This is a genomic window from Streptomyces sp. NPDC101191 (genome assembly GCF_044767915.1).
Taxonomy (GTDB): domain Bacteria; phylum Actinomycetota; class Actinomycetes; order Streptomycetales; family Streptomycetaceae; genus Streptomyces.
Genome location: NZ_JBIWOU010000002.1, coordinates 1,076,973 through 1,090,031, shown reverse-complemented (window position 1 = coordinate 1,090,031; position 13,059 = coordinate 1,076,973). Strand labels below are relative to the sequence as shown.

Annotated in this window: 19 protein-coding genes; 5 read left to right on the top strand and 14 right to left on the bottom strand. The window is 72.4% G+C overall.

The genetic code is table 11. The features are described 5' to 3' along the window. Positions 1 to 63: 63 nt before the first annotated feature. The gene (locus tag ACIRQF_RS11775) at positions 64 to 1,125 is read left to right on the top strand and encodes a lactonase family protein (protein ID WP_404091214.1); all 1,062 of its coding nucleotides are present in this window, start codon (positions 64 to 66) and stop codon (positions 1,123 to 1,125) included. A gap of 139 nt (positions 1,126 to 1,264) precedes the next feature. Here ACIRQF_RS11775 and ACIRQF_RS11770 read toward each other — a convergent pair whose 3' ends face one another. The 14 genes from ACIRQF_RS11770 to ACIRQF_RS11705 form a co-directional block, all read right to left on the bottom strand. Further along, the gene (locus ACIRQF_RS11770) at positions 1,265 to 2,182 is read right to left on the bottom strand and encodes a sirohydrochlorin chelatase (protein WP_376631494.1); all 918 of its coding nucleotides are present in this window, start codon (positions 2,180 to 2,182) and stop codon (positions 1,265 to 1,267) included. Positions 2,183 to 2,280: 98 nt separating this feature from the next. Further along, positions 2,281 to 3,258, bottom strand: a complete 978-nt coding sequence (locus tag ACIRQF_RS11765; RefSeq protein ID WP_404091211.1) for an N-acetylglucosamine kinase — start codon at positions 3,256 to 3,258, stop codon at positions 2,281 to 2,283. Continuing rightward, on the bottom strand, positions 3,255 to 3,932 hold the full coding sequence (locus ACIRQF_RS11760; RefSeq protein WP_404091208.1) for a uracil-DNA glycosylase: 678 nt from the start codon (positions 3,930 to 3,932) through the stop codon (positions 3,255 to 3,257). The genes ACIRQF_RS11765 and ACIRQF_RS11760 overlap by 4 nt, the downstream gene beginning before the upstream one ends. A 62-nt stretch (positions 3,933 to 3,994) precedes the next feature. Then, on the bottom strand, positions 3,995 to 4,405 hold the full coding sequence (locus tag ACIRQF_RS11755) for a gas vesicle protein K (RefSeq protein WP_382478893.1): 411 nt from the start codon (positions 4,403 to 4,405) through the stop codon (positions 3,995 to 3,997). Then, positions 4,389 to 4,640, bottom strand: a complete 252-nt coding sequence (locus tag ACIRQF_RS11750; protein WP_389752981.1) for a gas vesicle protein — start codon at positions 4,638 to 4,640, stop codon at positions 4,389 to 4,391. Before ACIRQF_RS11750 ends, ACIRQF_RS11755 begins: the two co-directional genes overlap by 17 nt. Continuing rightward, complete coding sequence (locus tag ACIRQF_RS11745; protein ID WP_404091203.1) at positions 4,637 to 5,443, bottom strand: GvpL/GvpF family gas vesicle protein; 807 nt, start codon at positions 5,441 to 5,443, stop codon at positions 4,637 to 4,639. Before ACIRQF_RS11745 ends, ACIRQF_RS11750 begins: the two co-directional genes overlap by 4 nt. A 4-nt stretch (positions 5,444 to 5,447) precedes the next feature. Continuing rightward, complete coding sequence (locus ACIRQF_RS11740; protein ID WP_382478886.1) at positions 5,448 to 6,029, bottom strand: gas vesicle protein; 582 nt, start codon at positions 6,027 to 6,029, stop codon at positions 5,448 to 5,450. Between the two features lie 27 nt (positions 6,030 to 6,056). Then, positions 6,057 to 7,259, bottom strand: coding sequence for an SRPBCC family protein (locus ACIRQF_RS11735; RefSeq protein WP_404091200.1), 1,203 nt, complete (start codon positions 7,257 to 7,259; stop codon positions 6,057 to 6,059). Beyond that, entirely contained in the window at positions 7,252 to 7,827 is a 576-nt protein-coding gene (locus ACIRQF_RS11730) for a hypothetical protein (protein ID WP_404091197.1), read from the bottom strand. The genes ACIRQF_RS11735 and ACIRQF_RS11730 overlap by 8 nt, the downstream gene beginning before the upstream one ends. Positions 7,828 to 7,882: 55 nt before the next feature. Continuing rightward, positions 7,883 to 8,146 (bottom strand): gas vesicle protein GvpG, encoded by a 264-nt coding sequence (locus tag ACIRQF_RS11725; RefSeq protein WP_404091194.1) that lies wholly within the window; start codon positions 8,144 to 8,146, stop codon positions 7,883 to 7,885. A 40-nt stretch (positions 8,147 to 8,186) separates the two neighbouring features. Continuing rightward, a complete protein-coding gene (locus ACIRQF_RS11720; protein ID WP_389752970.1) occupies positions 8,187 to 8,900 on the bottom strand; it encodes a GvpL/GvpF family gas vesicle protein in 714 nt (237 codons plus the stop codon). Positions 8,901 to 8,902: 2 nt separating this feature from the next. After that, the gene (gvpJ, locus tag ACIRQF_RS11715) at positions 8,903 to 9,349 is read right to left on the bottom strand and encodes a gas vesicle protein GvpJ (protein ID WP_404091191.1); all 447 of its coding nucleotides are present in this window, start codon (positions 9,347 to 9,349) and stop codon (positions 8,903 to 8,905) included. Positions 9,350 to 9,384: 35 nt separating this feature from the next. After that, positions 9,385 to 9,708 carry a gas vesicle protein gene (locus ACIRQF_RS11710; RefSeq protein WP_382478874.1) on the bottom strand — a complete coding sequence of 108 codons (324 nt, stop codon included), beginning with the start codon at positions 9,706 to 9,708 and terminating at the stop codon, positions 9,385 to 9,387. A gap of 447 nt (positions 9,709 to 10,155) precedes the next feature. Beyond that, positions 10,156 to 10,389: a CsbD family protein gene (locus ACIRQF_RS11705; RefSeq protein WP_382478872.1), complete on the bottom strand. Its 234-nt coding sequence runs from the start codon at positions 10,387 to 10,389 to the stop codon at positions 10,156 to 10,158. Positions 10,390 to 10,554: 165 nt separating this feature from the next. Between ACIRQF_RS11705 and ACIRQF_RS11700 the strand changes: the two genes are divergently transcribed. The 4 genes from ACIRQF_RS11700 (at position 10,555) to ACIRQF_RS11685 (ending at position 12,930) form a co-directional block, all read left to right on the top strand. After that, the gene (locus ACIRQF_RS11700; RefSeq protein ID WP_382478870.1) at positions 10,555 to 10,929 is read left to right on the top strand and encodes an STAS domain-containing protein; all 375 of its coding nucleotides are present in this window, start codon (positions 10,555 to 10,557) and stop codon (positions 10,927 to 10,929) included. Between the two features lie 150 nt (positions 10,930 to 11,079). Next, entirely contained in the window at positions 11,080 to 11,883 is an 804-nt protein-coding gene (locus ACIRQF_RS11695; RefSeq protein ID WP_404091188.1) for a hypothetical protein, read from the top strand. After that, complete coding sequence (locus ACIRQF_RS11690; protein WP_376631469.1) at positions 11,876 to 12,139, top strand: hypothetical protein; 264 nt, start codon at positions 11,876 to 11,878, stop codon at positions 12,137 to 12,139. The genes ACIRQF_RS11695 and ACIRQF_RS11690 overlap by 8 nt, the downstream gene beginning before the upstream one ends. After that, entirely contained in the window at positions 12,136 to 12,930 is a 795-nt protein-coding gene (locus ACIRQF_RS11685; protein ID WP_404091185.1) for a metallophosphoesterase, read from the top strand. The genes ACIRQF_RS11690 and ACIRQF_RS11685 overlap by 4 nt, the downstream gene beginning before the upstream one ends. The last annotated feature ends 129 nt before the right edge of the window (positions 12,931 to 13,059 follow it).

Here is a 13,059-nt window from a genome sequence, read left to right as displayed (position 1 = left end):
CTGCTACCGTCGGCCGGACGAGGGCCGGTCTGCCGTGACCGGCCGCAGCACAGGGGAGGCACCGTGGGCGACACACAGACGGGGCAGGCCGGCGCACAGCGCCGTGCCCGGGCGTTCATCGGCTCGTTCACCTCGGCGGGCGGGCCCGGGGTGCTCACCGCCGCGTGGGACGCCGACAGCGGCGCCCTGCACGTCACCGGTGGGAGCGACGCCGTCGCCGACCCGTCGTTCCTCGCGCTCGACGGGGACGTGCTGTACGCCGTCTCCGAGACCGACCAGGGCGCCGTGGCGGCCTTCGACGTCACCGGCCCCGCACCCCGCCCGCTCGGCGCGCCCGCGCCCGTGGAGGCGTCCGGCCCCACCCACCTCGCCGTCGTCGGCGGGCACGTCCTCACCGCGAACTACACCTCGGGCAGCCTCTCCGCCCTGCCCCGCGGCGCCGACGGCACCCTCGGCGCCCCGACCGGCCGGCTGCGCCACGAGGGCTCCGGCCCCGTCACCGAGCGGCAGGCCGGCCCGCACGCCCACCAGGTGCTGCCCGACCCGGGCGGGCGCTGGGTGCTCGCCGTGGACCTCGGCACCGACTCCGTGACGATATCCGCCCTCGACCCCGCCACCGGCGCCCTGCGCCCGCACGGAGTGACCGCCCTGCGCCCCGGCACGGGTCCGCGCCATCTCGTCTTCCACCCGGCCGGGACCCACGCCTACGTCCTCAACGAGCTGGAGCCCACCCTCACGGTGTGCCGCTGGGGCCCGGCGGACGGGGTCCTCACGCCGCTCGGCGAGACCCCCGTCGTGCCCGACGGCACCACAGGGCCGGCGTACCCCTCCGAGGTCGTCGCCGCCCCCGACGGGCGCTTCCTCTGGGCCGCGGTACGCGGCACCGACACGCTCGCCGTCCTCGCCCTGGACCCGAGCGGTGACACCGCCCGGCTCGTCGCCACGGTGCCCTGCGGCGGCCTGTGGCCCCGCGACCTCACCCTCGCCCCCTCGGGCCGGCACCTCTACGCGGCGAACGAGCGCTCCGGCGACGTCACCTGGTTCACGGTCGACCCCGAGAAGGGCGTCCCCGAGCGGGCCGGCTCCGTCCCCGCCCCGGCCGCCTCCTGCGTGGTCTTCGGATGACCCGGGGCCGGAGAAGCTGACAACCGGCGCCCCCGCCACAGGGTGCGCCCGGTGCGGTGCGGCCCGTCGTCGGGTGCGCCCGGGGAACGCGAGAAGGGCCCGCACCGGAGGAATCCGGTGCGGGCCCTTGCCGTGACGGTCAGTGGACCGGCGAGCCCTGCTGCGGGGCGATGCCGAGCGACGCCATGTACTGCGAGAGCGCCAGACGGCCGATCGCCGGGTACGCGCCCAGCGCCTCGGCGGCCGGGCAGCCCGCCTCCTTCGCCGCCGCGTCGAGCAGCCCCTCGGCCAGCTCGGGGCCGATCAGGTACGGGGCGAGCGCGAGCTGCTCCGAACCGGCGTTGCGCAGCTGCTCGGCGATCGCGGTGATCGAACCCTCCTGGTCGAGCGCCGCCGCCATCACCGGCACCGCGAGGCGCGCGGCCAGCAGCATGCCGGTGATCCCGGCGGCCTGCACGGCCTCCTCGCCGCCGACCGTGGCCAGGATGATGCCGTCGGCCGCCGTGGCGACCGTGAAGAGCCGGGCACGGTCGGCGCGGGCCAGACCGGCCTCGGAGAGGCGCACGTGCAGCGCCTCGGCGAGCAGCGGGTGCGGGCCGAGCACATCGGTCAGCTCGGCGTTGTTGCCCGCGTCCATGACCGCCTGGCGGATCCGCCGGGTCAGGGCGCTGTCAGGGCCCGCGAGCAGCGGGACCACGACCGCCGCCGGGCCCTCGGGGGCGGCGACCTCGCGGCCGGCGGCCACGGCGATCTCGTACCGCTCGGTGCGCAGGGCCGCGGCCCGCGTCAGCACGGCGGACAGGGTCGGGAACTCGGCGTCGTCGCCGTCCAGGTAGCCGATCACGGCCTCCAGGCCGGGCAGCTCCGAGCGGGCGATGCTCACGACCTCTTCGGCCAGCGAGCGTATGGCGGCGGACGGGACGCCGGGAACAGCGAGAACCAGCGCGGGAGCGCCCTCGGGCGCCGCCACGGGTTCGGGGCGACGGTGGCGCCCGGACTGGCGGGGTCGTGGCATTCGTACAGGCAGGCCGGGGTTGGGCCCAGTGGGGGAGCTCATGGCGCCGCATGCTACTGGTTTTGTCCGGTGCGGCGTTCGTTGAGGTGCGGTCGGGCGACTTCTGCCCGAGTTTGTCCGAACTGGCACGGAACCACCGGTTACCTGGTGACTCGGAGCAGCAGCGGATCCGGCGGCAGGCGGAGCGCGCCCTCCGCCAGCGCTCCGGCGATCGTCACCGCTCCGGCCAGCGGGTCTCCCGCCGGGGCGACCTCGCGCGCCGCCGGAAGAAGCCTGGCGAGCTCCTCGCGCAGCGGACCGAGCAACGGCTCGCCCATTTTGAACAGCCCGCCCGTCAGGGCCACTTCGACCTCCGTCCCGGACGGGCAGACGGCCTCCGCCGCTTCCGCCGCATGGCCGCCCGCGCGCCGGAGGATCTCCCGCGCCACCGGGTCGCCGACGGCCGCGCAGGCCGCCACCTCCGGGGCGAACGAGGCCAGGACGGCCGGCCGGTCGGTGCGCGGATAGAGCGCCCCGGGCAACCCGGCCGCAGGGCCGAACAGTTCCTCGGTGCGGGCCAGCAACGCCGGGGAGCCGCCGCGCCGTCCGTCGTACGCCCGCATCGCCGCCTCCAGTCCGGCGCGGCCGATCCAGGCCCCGCTGCCGCAGTCGCCCAGCAGATGGCCCCAGCCGTCCGCCCGGCGCCAGCCGGACAGGTCGGTGCCGATCGCGATCAGCCCGGTGCCGCCCGCGACCACCGCGCCCGGCCGCTGCCCGAGCGCCCCGGCGTACGCGGTGACGGCGTCCGCCGCCAGCGCGAGCCGCCGCACGCCCCAGGTCCGTTCGAGCACCCCGGGCAGTTCGGCCCGCAACCGGTCGCCGAGCGTCGCCATCCCGGCCGCCCCGACGCACACCGCCGCGATCCGGCCGCCACCGGCGCGTCCGGCCATGGCGTCGACCGCGGGCAGCACCTGCCCGACCAGCTGCCCGGCGTCGATTCCGCCCGCCCCGGTCCGGACCGGTTCACGGGAGGAGACGGTCTCCAGGACCCGCAGGTCCCCGGCCCGCGCGAGCGCGATCCGCAGCCCCGAGCCGCCGGAGTCCACCCCGACGACGAGGCCCGGCTCCGCGCCCGTCACGGCAGTTGCCAGTCCACGGGCTGGGCGCCCTGGCGGAGCAGCAGTTCGTTGGTGCGGCTGAACGGCCGCGAGCCGAAGAAGCCGCGGTCCGCCGACATCGGCGAGGGGTGCGAGGACTCGATGGCCGGCAGGTCGCCGAGCAGCGGACGCAGATTGCGGGCGTCACGGCCCCACAGCACGGACACGAGTGGCTTGCCCCGCGCGGCGAGCGCCCGGATGGCCTGCTCGGTGACCGCCTCCCACCCCTTGTCCCGGTGCGCGCCCGGTTTCCGCGGGGCGGTGGTGAGCGCCCTGTTGAGCAACAGCACGCCCTGCCGGGTCCAGGGCGTCAGGTCGCCGTTCGACGGCCGGGGGAGACCCAGGTCGGTGTTCAGCTCCCGGAAGATGTTCTCCAGGCTCGGCGGCAGCGGGTGCACGTCCGGGGCCACGGAGAAGCTGAGCCCCACGGCGTGACCGGGGGTCGGATAGGGGTCCTGGCCGACGATGAGGACCCGCACCTCGTCGAAGGGCTGCTGGAACGCCCTCAGGACGTTCGCCCCCGACGGGAGATAGGTCCGCCCGGCGGCGATCTCCTGGCGCAGGAAGTCGCCCATCCCGGCGATGCGTTCGGCCACCGGCGCGAGCGCGTGCGCCCACCCGGCCTCGACGATTTCGTTCAACGGTCGTGCTGCCACGGGCGTCACTCTACTGGCGCACACCGACAACGCCCTGCGCCCGCCGCCCCCGCGCGGCCCGGTCAGGGAGGCAGCAGGGTGCCCAGGGGGCCGAGGTCGAGATTGAGGTCTTCCAGGGTGAGCCCGTACTGGTCGCAGAGCTCCGTCATCCGGTCGTGCAGGAGCATCAGGGTCAGACCGAGCCTCTCCTCCTGGTCCTCGGTGAGGTCGCCCTGGTCCACGCGGTGCAGGGCCTGGCGTTCCATCAGCTGTCGCAGAAGCTCGACGACCGTCAGCACAAGGGTGACCAGGTCCCGCTCGACCGTCTCGGGATCCGCGTGGAACCGGCGCACGGGCTGTCGTGCCCGGTTCCCGGCGCCCGGCACCTCGTCCGCGCGGGCGGGCAGCAGGGCGAAGGCTCGACGCGCGGCGTCGACGACCTCGCGCCGCCGGTCGGCGGTCGCGTGGCCGGTGCGGTCAGTGGGCCCGGTCACCGTCGGATCCTTCCTCTCCTCGCACGGCGCCGGGTGCGAGGGCCGGGAGGGCCCACCGGTCGTCCTCCCGGACGGCGAGGACGACGGCCCGCAGGGAGATCCGGACCAGATCGATCTCCGCGATCGACAGCACCAGGTCGCCGGTCACGACGACACCCCCGCTCAACAGCCGGTCGAGCAGGTCGATGAGGGCCACGTGACGCTGGGCGAGCGCCTTCTCGTCGTGTCCGCTCACAGCCGCTCCACCTCCTCCGGCGCCTCGGGCTCCGGCAGCACCGCGAACGAGTAGGGCGCCCATGGTCCGGTGATCTCGACACGTACACCGGGCAGATCCCGGGTCGCACGCCGTACCTGCTCACGGAACTCGTCGGAGCGCTCGGCCGGTACGAGATAGGAGTCGTTGGCGACGTTCTCCCCGGCGCCGGCGGCCAGTTGGCCCTGCTGGGGGCGATGGCGCGCCAGTTCCACGGCGACCCCCTCGGCCCCGGCCTCGATCCTGCGCACCGCCTCCTCGGCGGCGGACCAGGCGGCGCCCCGGTCCTCGTGCTGTCTGCGGCGACGGCGCAGGTAGGCGCGGCCGGGATCGGGGGCGTCCGCCTCCGTGGCCTCCGGGGCGGTGGAATCGCGCGCGGTCTCGACGTAGACCTTGACCCCCCACTCCACGTGGTGGGCGAAACGGTCCAGCATGCGGGTGAACGTCTCCGCCCCCCGGCGCAGCACCTCGCGCACCCGGTCGTCGTCCACGTAGACCGTGGCCAGCCGGAGCGGGAGCACCGTGGTGCGGGACGCGAGGAACTCCACGACGCCGTGGTGTGCGCGCGCCACCTGTTCGAGCCAGTCCAGGTCCTCCAGATGGAGCTTCAGCGCGGCTTCCGAGAACTCGCCCTCCGGCACGGAGCCGACCGCCGCGGCCACGGCTCCCTCGCCGACCAGCCGTACCGCTCCCGAAGCGACGCCGCTGACCTCGCGCAGGGCATCACCCGTGAGCCCCGCGGCGGGGCGCAGGATGGCGTAGGCGTAACTCAACTCTGCGGCCATGGCGTCAATCCCCGTGTCGTTCTGCCTCGGTCTCCTGCTCGTCCTCGTCCTCACCCGCGTAGTCGTGCTCGAATTCCGCGTCCGCGTCCGCGTCCGCGTCCGCGTCCGCCTTCGCGTGGCGGGTACGGGACTTCCGGGTCTCGGACTCCCTTCGTCCGCTTCTGCGTTCGGGTGCGGGCCGACGTCGCTCGGTCTCCGGCTCCGGCGCCCGGCGTCGACGGTGCGCCGACCCCTCAGGCAGTTCGGAGCGGGCCGCGGGCCGCGCGCGGAGCGCCTCGACCTCGGCGCGCAGACGCTCGTTCTCCTGCTCCAGCTTCCGCCGGGGCTCAGCCCGCGAGGACAGGTCGGGGTCGTTCTCCCACCAGTCGATGCCGATCTCCTTGGCCTTGTCGACCGAGGCGACCAGAAGCCGGAGCCTGATGGTCAGAAGCTCGATGTCGAGCAGGTTGATCCGGATGTCCCCGACGATGACGATGCCCTTGTCGAGCACGCGTTCCAGGATGTCGGCGAGGTTCGCGCTCTGTGTCTGCCCGTAGGGGGTCAGGCTGCGTGCAACCGACGGGCCTGCGGGTTCCGATGCGGTCACGACGGATTCGACCTCGCTTTCCGGGCGTCAGCGCTTGCGGCTCCGACGGGTGCGGGGTTCCTCGTCCGCTTCCTCGTCGGCCTCGTCGGCCTCGTCGGGCTCGTCGTCGTACCGATCCTCCGGCGCGTCCTCCTCGTCCCGGTCCTCGTCGTCCTCGTCCTCCGCGTACTCGTCGTCCTCCTCGTCCCGGTCCTCGGGCTCCAGCTCCTCCTCGTCGTCCCGGTCCTCGGGCTCCAGCTCCTCCTCGTCCTCCCGGTCCTCGGGCTGCCCTTCCTCGCTCTCCTCGTCGTCCTCCGGCCCGAGTTCCTCGTCCTCGTCCTCGTACGCGTCCGCTTCGTCGTCGGTCCCGTACTCGTCCTGGCCCTGGCCCTCGTCGTCCTCCCCCTGCTCCTCGTCCGGACCCGCGACGACTTCGCCGTCCCGGATCTCGCCCCGCCAGCTGCCGGTCGCCTCGCCCTTCATCATCACGAACGTGCGGAAGGCCTTGAGATCGAGCCGGACACGTCGCCCCTGAGCCCGTACGAGGCTGCCCGTCTTCTCGAAGAAGCCCTTGGGGTAGTACTCCATGACCAGCAGGACCTTGGTCAGGTTCTCGCCCAGCGAGTGGAAGGTGACCACGCCCCTGGTCGTGCCCTTGGCGCCCTCCGAGGTCCAGGCGATGCGCTCGTCGGGGACCTGTTCCGTGATGGTTCCCGTCCAGGCCCGGTTCGACTTGGCGACCTTCACCTGCCAGTGCGTGGTCGTCTCGTCCTCCTGGTCGACGGAGATGACGCCCTTGGCGAAGCGGCTGAACTCCTGGAACTGCGTCCATTGGTTGTACGCCTCTTCGACGGGGACTCCCACGTCGATGTCCTCGATGATCGTCAGATTCTTGCCGCCCGCGTTGGAGGCCGAGGACCGGGGCTCGTCGGACTTGCCGGAGGTCACCTTGTCCATGATCGAGTCCTTCGCCTCCGAGGCCATGTGCCCGACGCCCTTGCCGACGCCGCGGAGCAGGGTGCCAGGGCCTATGTGCGCCTCGCCCACCTTCTCCGCCACGTCGCCGATGCGGTCGCCGAAACCGCTGAGCGCCTTGTCGAGGCGGGCCTGGAAGTAGGACCCGACTTCCTCCGCCAGGTGGTTGGCGCCGGGGTTGCGGTCCAGCAGTTTCTGCGTGCCGGATCCGTCGGAGGCGTCGGTGGTGTCCGCGCCGTCCCTGACCCGCCGTTCCGATCCCTTGGTGTCAGTCATCGTCCTGCCTCCTGCCGCCTCCTGAACGGCTCCTCGACGACCCGGACGCGGACGTCCGCTGCGTCGTCCGCTTCGTCGTCCCCTCGGACTTCTTCGCCGCCGAGCCGCTGCGGCCGGCGGAGGCCGTGCGCCGCGGCCGGGCCTTGGCCCCGCCGTCACCCGGCGCGTCCTTCCCGGCGCGGTCCCGCTTCTCGTCGTCGTCGCCCGAGCGCTGCTGCTTCCCGCTCTTCTCCCGCTCCGGCCTCGCGTCGTCCTGGGTGTCCCCTTCGCCCTTCCGGTGCCCGTCGCGCAGGCCCGTGGTCCGGTCGTGCAGGGCGTCGGCGAGGTGCTCGGCCTTGGCGTTGAGCACGGTCGTGGCGGCGGCCTTTCCCGCCGACATGAGTTCTCCGCGCACCTGCTGGTTCACATTGCCGAGAATCGGCGACTGCGCCAGGGACTTCCCCAGTTGTGCGGGCTTGATCCGCGAGCCGGCCAGCGCCATCGCCAACCCGATCGCGAGCTTCCCCTTCTTCGTTCGTCCCAGCAGGTAACCGCCGATGAGTGCGGTGCCCATCTTGGCGTTGTTCATGATGCTTCTCTCCTCGCCCCGGGCGTGTTCTGTCCTGTACCAGCCGGGGCTCCCACTACGTGCCCTGCGGCCCCGACCGGCCGAGTTGGTACAGCCGGATCTCTTCGAAACGCTGCAGGAGCGGCTCCTCGCGCTTCTGGAACTCCTCGTCGTCGATGCGGCCCGCCTCCCGCTCCCGTTCGAGCGCGGCGAGCGCTTCCTGGACCGGCCCCGGGTCGTAGTACTCCTGCTCCGCGGCCTGCAACACCTTGTCCAGCACCCACGAGACCCCTCTGAACGGGGCTGCGGGCAATATCAGGATCTCCGTCAGCAATCCCACGGCTCCTCCCTCGGTTCCGTGCCCTGCGCGGACGCCCGGGTCAGGCGAAGCTGTACGGGGGCAGCGGTCCACGGACCCGGATCTCGACCCCGTCGGGCAGCTCGCCGGTCGTCTTCTGGACGGCCTGGGTGAATTCGTCGGTCCGGTCCCGGTCGACCAGGAACGAGGCGTTCAGGAGGTACTGCTGGGAGGGCTCCGACAGGCGTTCCGCCCGGGCGTGCGGCCGCAGCGCGGCGAGGACGGATTCGGCGAGTGCCGCCTCCCTGGCCTGGACCTCGTCATGGAGCAACTGCCCGAGTTCGAGGCGTTGCTCGTAGGTGCCGCCGCCGTCACGCGTGGCCTCGTTGAGCTGTCGGATCGGCTCCGACTCGGCGACGATCTGCCGGAGGACGGCCTCCTCCTCCTGAATGCCCTTCACGTTGAACTCCACCCGGTCGGTGAGTTCGTCGAGGCGCTGGGCGTACTGCTCGGCTCCACCTTCGAGAACCGCACGCACGGCGTCCTCGTCCTCGGCCACGAAGCCGAAGCCCAACGGAAGGGTGGGGCCGTCACGCCACAGGCGCTCCTGCACCGCCCTGTGCGCCTCGATGTCGGCGCGCTTCACGCTCACGTTGTCCGGCGCTTCGCTCACGACGGCGCAGAGTGAGTCTCCGCGCACTGCCCGCACGGGCGGTTCGTCATCGCCGACGCCCTTCAGACCGTCGAGGTCGAGCGGGTGCGACGACTTCGTCATGGCATAGACGTAGAGGGCCATCGTCAATCGCCGTCCTCCGACCGCCGCGAGCGGCGCTCACGCCGGCGGTCGTCATCGCGCCTCTCGCGAGGCTGTTCCTCCCTCTCGTCGCCGCCCCGACCGGAGAGGGACTCCGTGAAGGCCTCGACGGCCCCGCTCAGTGCGCCCTTCGACTTGCCCCTGGCTCCGCCCTCCACCGTCTTCTCCATGACGTCGGTCAACTGCGCCGGGGCCTTCCTGCCGCTTTCCAGGTCGAGGCGGTTACAGGCCTCGGCGAAACGGAGGTAGGTGTCGACGCTCGCCACGACCACGCGGGCGTCGATCTTGGCGATCTCGATCCCGACGAGGGACACCCGGACGAAGGCGTCGATGACGAGGCCCCGGTCGAGTATCAGGTCCAGCACGTCGTAAAGATTTCCGGTGCCGCCGCCCTGTCCGGGCATTCCGCCACCCTGCTGTACAACAGACACGTTCTCCTCCCTCGGTCATGAGGGAAACGGCATGCTCAGCGCTTCTGATCAACCTGAGCGCGCGTGTACCGCTTGCCGCGTTCGTACCCCAGCAACTGCCCGTCCGAGCGCAGTGCAACCTCGTAACTTGCCATAACGCTGGTGGTCTCCGGAATTCTTTCGATCTCGACCACCTCGATCTGTGCGGTCCAGCCCTCGTCGGTCGGCTTCAGGGAGGACACGGACTCGGGGGTTCTCCCCAGCAGGGCCGTGAGCTGCTCCACGCCGACACGCAGGGCTTCCGTGGGCGGCACGCGGTCGTACGACTCCTTCGCCGCCCCGCCGGTACCCCCGGAACCATTTTCGTCGTCGGGATCCATTTTCGCCTCCGGCTCTTCTCCCTCTTCGTCTTCCTCTTCCTCGATCCCCTCCTCGGGTTCGCCCTCCTCGTCGAATTCCTCCTCCGGTTCGTCTTCCTCCTCGATCTCCTCCTCCGGTTCGTCTTCGTCCTCGATCTCCTCCTCCGGTTCGTCCTCCTCCTCGATCTCCTCCTCGGGCGCGTCATCGAGGTCGACGTCGCGCTCGGTCTCGTCCCGGTCTTTCCTCTTGCGTCTGCCGTTGGTGTTCGTGACGGTTCACCGCCAAAGTAGAAACGAGCCCCGCATAACCAGTGCGCATTCCACAAGACCCCCACCCGAAACATCGCCGCGAAAGCCCGGCCGGACCGCGTATCAGGGCGGTGCCGCACGACCGAGGGTCCGGAAGGCGGCGCAGCCCTCCGGACCCTCGGCATGGTGCGAGGCGGGACCCGTGTCCCGCTCCCGCCGTCAGGTGTGGCGCTTCATCCGGCCCTTCGTCGCCTCGGCCCGGCCCTTTGTCTCCTCCGCCGCACCCTTGATCTTCCGCTCCCCCTTGCCGGCCGCCTGCTTGGCCTTGCCCGCCATCTGGTCGCCCGCGCCCTTGGCGCGCAGATCCTCCCTGCCCGTGACCTCTCCGGCCTTCTCCTTGACCTTGCCCATCCCCTCTTGAGCCTTGCCGCGGATCCTCTTGCCCTCGGCCATGCGAATCAGCTCCTCGGCCGCGTAGTCCTGCCGAGCCCGCTCCGACGTGTGTCCGGGCTCCGCAGGGGCGGCTACCCGCCGTCGACGGGACCAATCACCGGGGAGGGCGGGTGAGCATGCGATCTCGCGTGCAGGGCAGACGCCATCCTGACGAGGAGGTGTGTGATGACGTCCGGAACGGAGACACCACACTCCAAGGCCGATCGCCCCGCCCCTGACCCGTTCGTGGTGTGGGTGAGGGGCGACATGGACATGGACCACTCGGCGGGGTTGCGAGCGCTGCTGCGCACCGCCGTGGCGAGGGCTCCACGGGGCGCCGAGATCATCCTTGACCTGCAGAATTCTTCCTTCTGCGATTCCACGGGTCTCAATGAACTGCTCAATGGCAGGCAGCGGGCCCTGGAGTCGGGGCACCCGGTGTCGCTCGCGGCACCCAGCCACCAGATGGTGCGCCTGCTGGAGATCACTCAGGCGATCGGGCTCTTCGGCCTCCGCCCCGCCGTGCCGCCGGAGCTGCCGGCCGGGACCGCTCGTGGGTGACGGCGAGCCGGGCCCGGGAGGCCCCCGCAGGCCCGGAGTGACGCCGGGCGGTACAGGACGGGCTCGACGGACGGAGGACGCATGAACCTCACGCAAGGCCGGGGAGACGGCCCGCCCCCCGGAGCCACCCACCCCCACGGAGGGCCCGACATGCCCGGGGCACCCCCCGAGAGCCACGAGGACGGCACGGATCCCATGGTCGCTACCGCACCGCGTGCCGACCGGTCGGGCTCCCTTCCGGCCGACCACACGCAGGCCATTCTGGAGGCCACCAAGGAGATCGCCGCCGTCCTGAAGACCTCGGAGTGCCCCTTCGCCCTCGTGGGCAGCGTCGCGGTGTACGCGCACGGCGTACCGGTGAGCCTGCAGCACGACACGGACTTCGCGGTGCGCAGGGAGGATGCCGAGACCGTCACGCGGCTGCTGCAGCGGCGGGGCGTGCGCATCGTCGAGCCGCCGGAGGACTGGCTCGTGAAGGCCCGCACCGGGGGCGAGCAGATCGACCTCATCTTCTCCCTGGCCGGGCGGCCCGTCACCAGCGAGCTCCTCGCCCGCGCCTGGACCCTGCCGGTGGACTCGGTGCACATGCCCGTGATCGACCCCACCGACCTCATGGCCGGGCGGCTCTCGGCCTTTTCCGAGCACCACTGCGATTTCGGCGCGCTGCTCCCCGTGGCACGCGGCCTGCGTGAACGCGTGGACTGGGAGCGCGTGCGCGCGGAGACGAAGGACAAGCCCATGGCGGTCGCCTTCCTGTACCTGCTCGAACTGCTCGACGTGATCGACGGGGACGCGGCCGCCCCGAGGGGAGAGCCGGGCGAAGCGAGGGGAGAGGCGGGCGAGGCGAGGGGACAGCGGGGCGAGGCCGGGGGAGAGGCGAACGAGGCGAAGGGAGAGCCGGGCGAGGCCAGGGAAGAGCCGGACGATGCGAGAGGAGAGCCGGACGATGAGTGAGCATTCCGCCGCCTACGAGGACGAGTACCGCCTCGCTCGGCTGGTCGCGCGTCTCGCGGGCGACGACCTGGCCGAGCTCGGCGTGCACGTGGAGCAGCGGGGCAGTGCCGTGCTGCTGACCGGCACCGTGCCCACGGCCGCCGTGCGCGACGAGATCCTGCGGCTCGCCCGCGGGGAACTCGCGGGGTTCACGGTCCTCGGCGACCTCGCCGTGGCCTGCGCGGACGCGCCGGACCGGCTGGAAGAACTGTCATGACCGCCCCGTCGGAGACCCCGGTCGTACGGGTCGCGGCCGTGGGCGACATCCATCTGGGCCCGGACTGCCGAGGCCTCCTGAAGCCTGCCTTCTCCGTTCTGCCGGAATGCGCCGACCTGCTGCTCCTGGCCGGCGACCTGACCCGGCACGGTACGGCCGAGGAGGCCGTGGTGGTGTCCGAGGAGGTGGCGGAGGCCGGTGTGCCCGTGGTGGCCGTCCTCGGCAACCACGACTACCACTCGGGCCAGGAGGCGGAGCTGGGGCGTGTCCTGGAGGACGCGGGCGTCACCGTCCTGGAAGGCACGGCGACCGTGCTTCCCGTGGCCGGGCACAAGGTCGGCGTCGCCGGCACGAAGGGCTTCTGCGGAGGCTTCGTCGGGGCCAGTGCGGGCGAGTTCGGGGAACCCGAGATGAAGGCGTTCGTCCGGACGACCCGGCGCAGCGCCGATCGCCTCGCCGGTGCGCTCGGCGACCTGTCGGCGGCCGGGTGTGCCGTGCGCATCGCACTGACCCACTTCTCGCCCGTGCCCGACACGCTGGCGGGCGAGCCGCTGCAGATCTACCCGTTCCTCGGCAGCTATCTGCTCGCCGAGGCGATCGATTCCGAGGGCGCCGACCTGGCCGTGCACGGTCACGCACACCTCGGTACGGAACACGGCATGACGGCCGGCGGAGTCCGCGTCCGCAACGTCGCCCAGCCGGTGATCGGCCGCGCATTCACCCTCTACCGGCTCCCGATGGACGGGCACCTCCCTCGCGCGGCGCCGCCGGAGGCCCGCACAGGACCGTAGAACCCGTGACCCGCAGCACCCCGAGCGCCCACGAGCCTCGCCCGTGCGCGGTCGCGGGCGCGAGCGGCACAAGCCCCGCCGTGCGCGGGTCCCGGCCCCGGGCGCAGCCCCGCCGAGCGCGCCCCGTCA

Excerpts from the sequence above, each read along its gene's own strand:
- ACIRQF_RS11770 (WP_376631494.1), bottom strand. The coding sequence starts at position 2,182 with ATGAGCTCCCCCACTGGGCCCAACCCCGGCCTGCCTGTACGAATGCCA.
- ACIRQF_RS11745 (WP_404091203.1), bottom strand. The coding sequence starts at position 5,443 with ATGGCCGCAGAGTTGAGTTACGCCTACGCCATCCTGCGCCCCGCCGCG.
- ACIRQF_RS11735 (WP_404091200.1), bottom strand. The coding sequence starts at position 7,259 with ATGACTGACACCAAGGGATCGGAACGGCGGGTCAGGGACGGCGCGGAC.
- ACIRQF_RS11730 (WP_404091197.1), bottom strand. The coding sequence starts at position 7,827 with ATGAACAACGCCAAGATGGGCACCGCACTCATCGGCGGTTACCTGCTG.
- ACIRQF_RS11720 (WP_389752970.1), bottom strand. The coding sequence starts at position 8,900 with ATGGCCCTCTACGTCTATGCCATGACGAAGTCGTCGCACCCGCTCGAC.
- ACIRQF_RS11710 (WP_382478874.1), bottom strand. The coding sequence starts at position 9,708 with ATGGATCCCGACGACGAAAATGGTTCCGGGGGTACCGGCGGGGCGGCG.
- ACIRQF_RS11705 (WP_382478872.1), bottom strand. The coding sequence starts at position 10,389 with ATGGCCGAGGGCAAGAGGATCCGCGGCAAGGCTCAAGAGGGGATGGGC.
- ACIRQF_RS11700 (WP_382478870.1), top strand. The coding sequence starts at position 10,555 with ATGACGTCCGGAACGGAGACACCACACTCCAAGGCCGATCGCCCCGCC.
- ACIRQF_RS11695 (WP_404091188.1), top strand. The coding sequence starts at position 11,080 with ATGCCCGGGGCACCCCCCGAGAGCCACGAGGACGGCACGGATCCCATG.
- ACIRQF_RS11690 (WP_376631469.1), top strand. The coding sequence starts at position 11,876 with ATGAGTGAGCATTCCGCCGCCTACGAGGACGAGTACCGCCTCGCTCGG.
- ACIRQF_RS11685 (WP_404091185.1), top strand. The coding sequence starts at position 12,136 with ATGACCGCCCCGTCGGAGACCCCGGTCGTACGGGTCGCGGCCGTGGGC.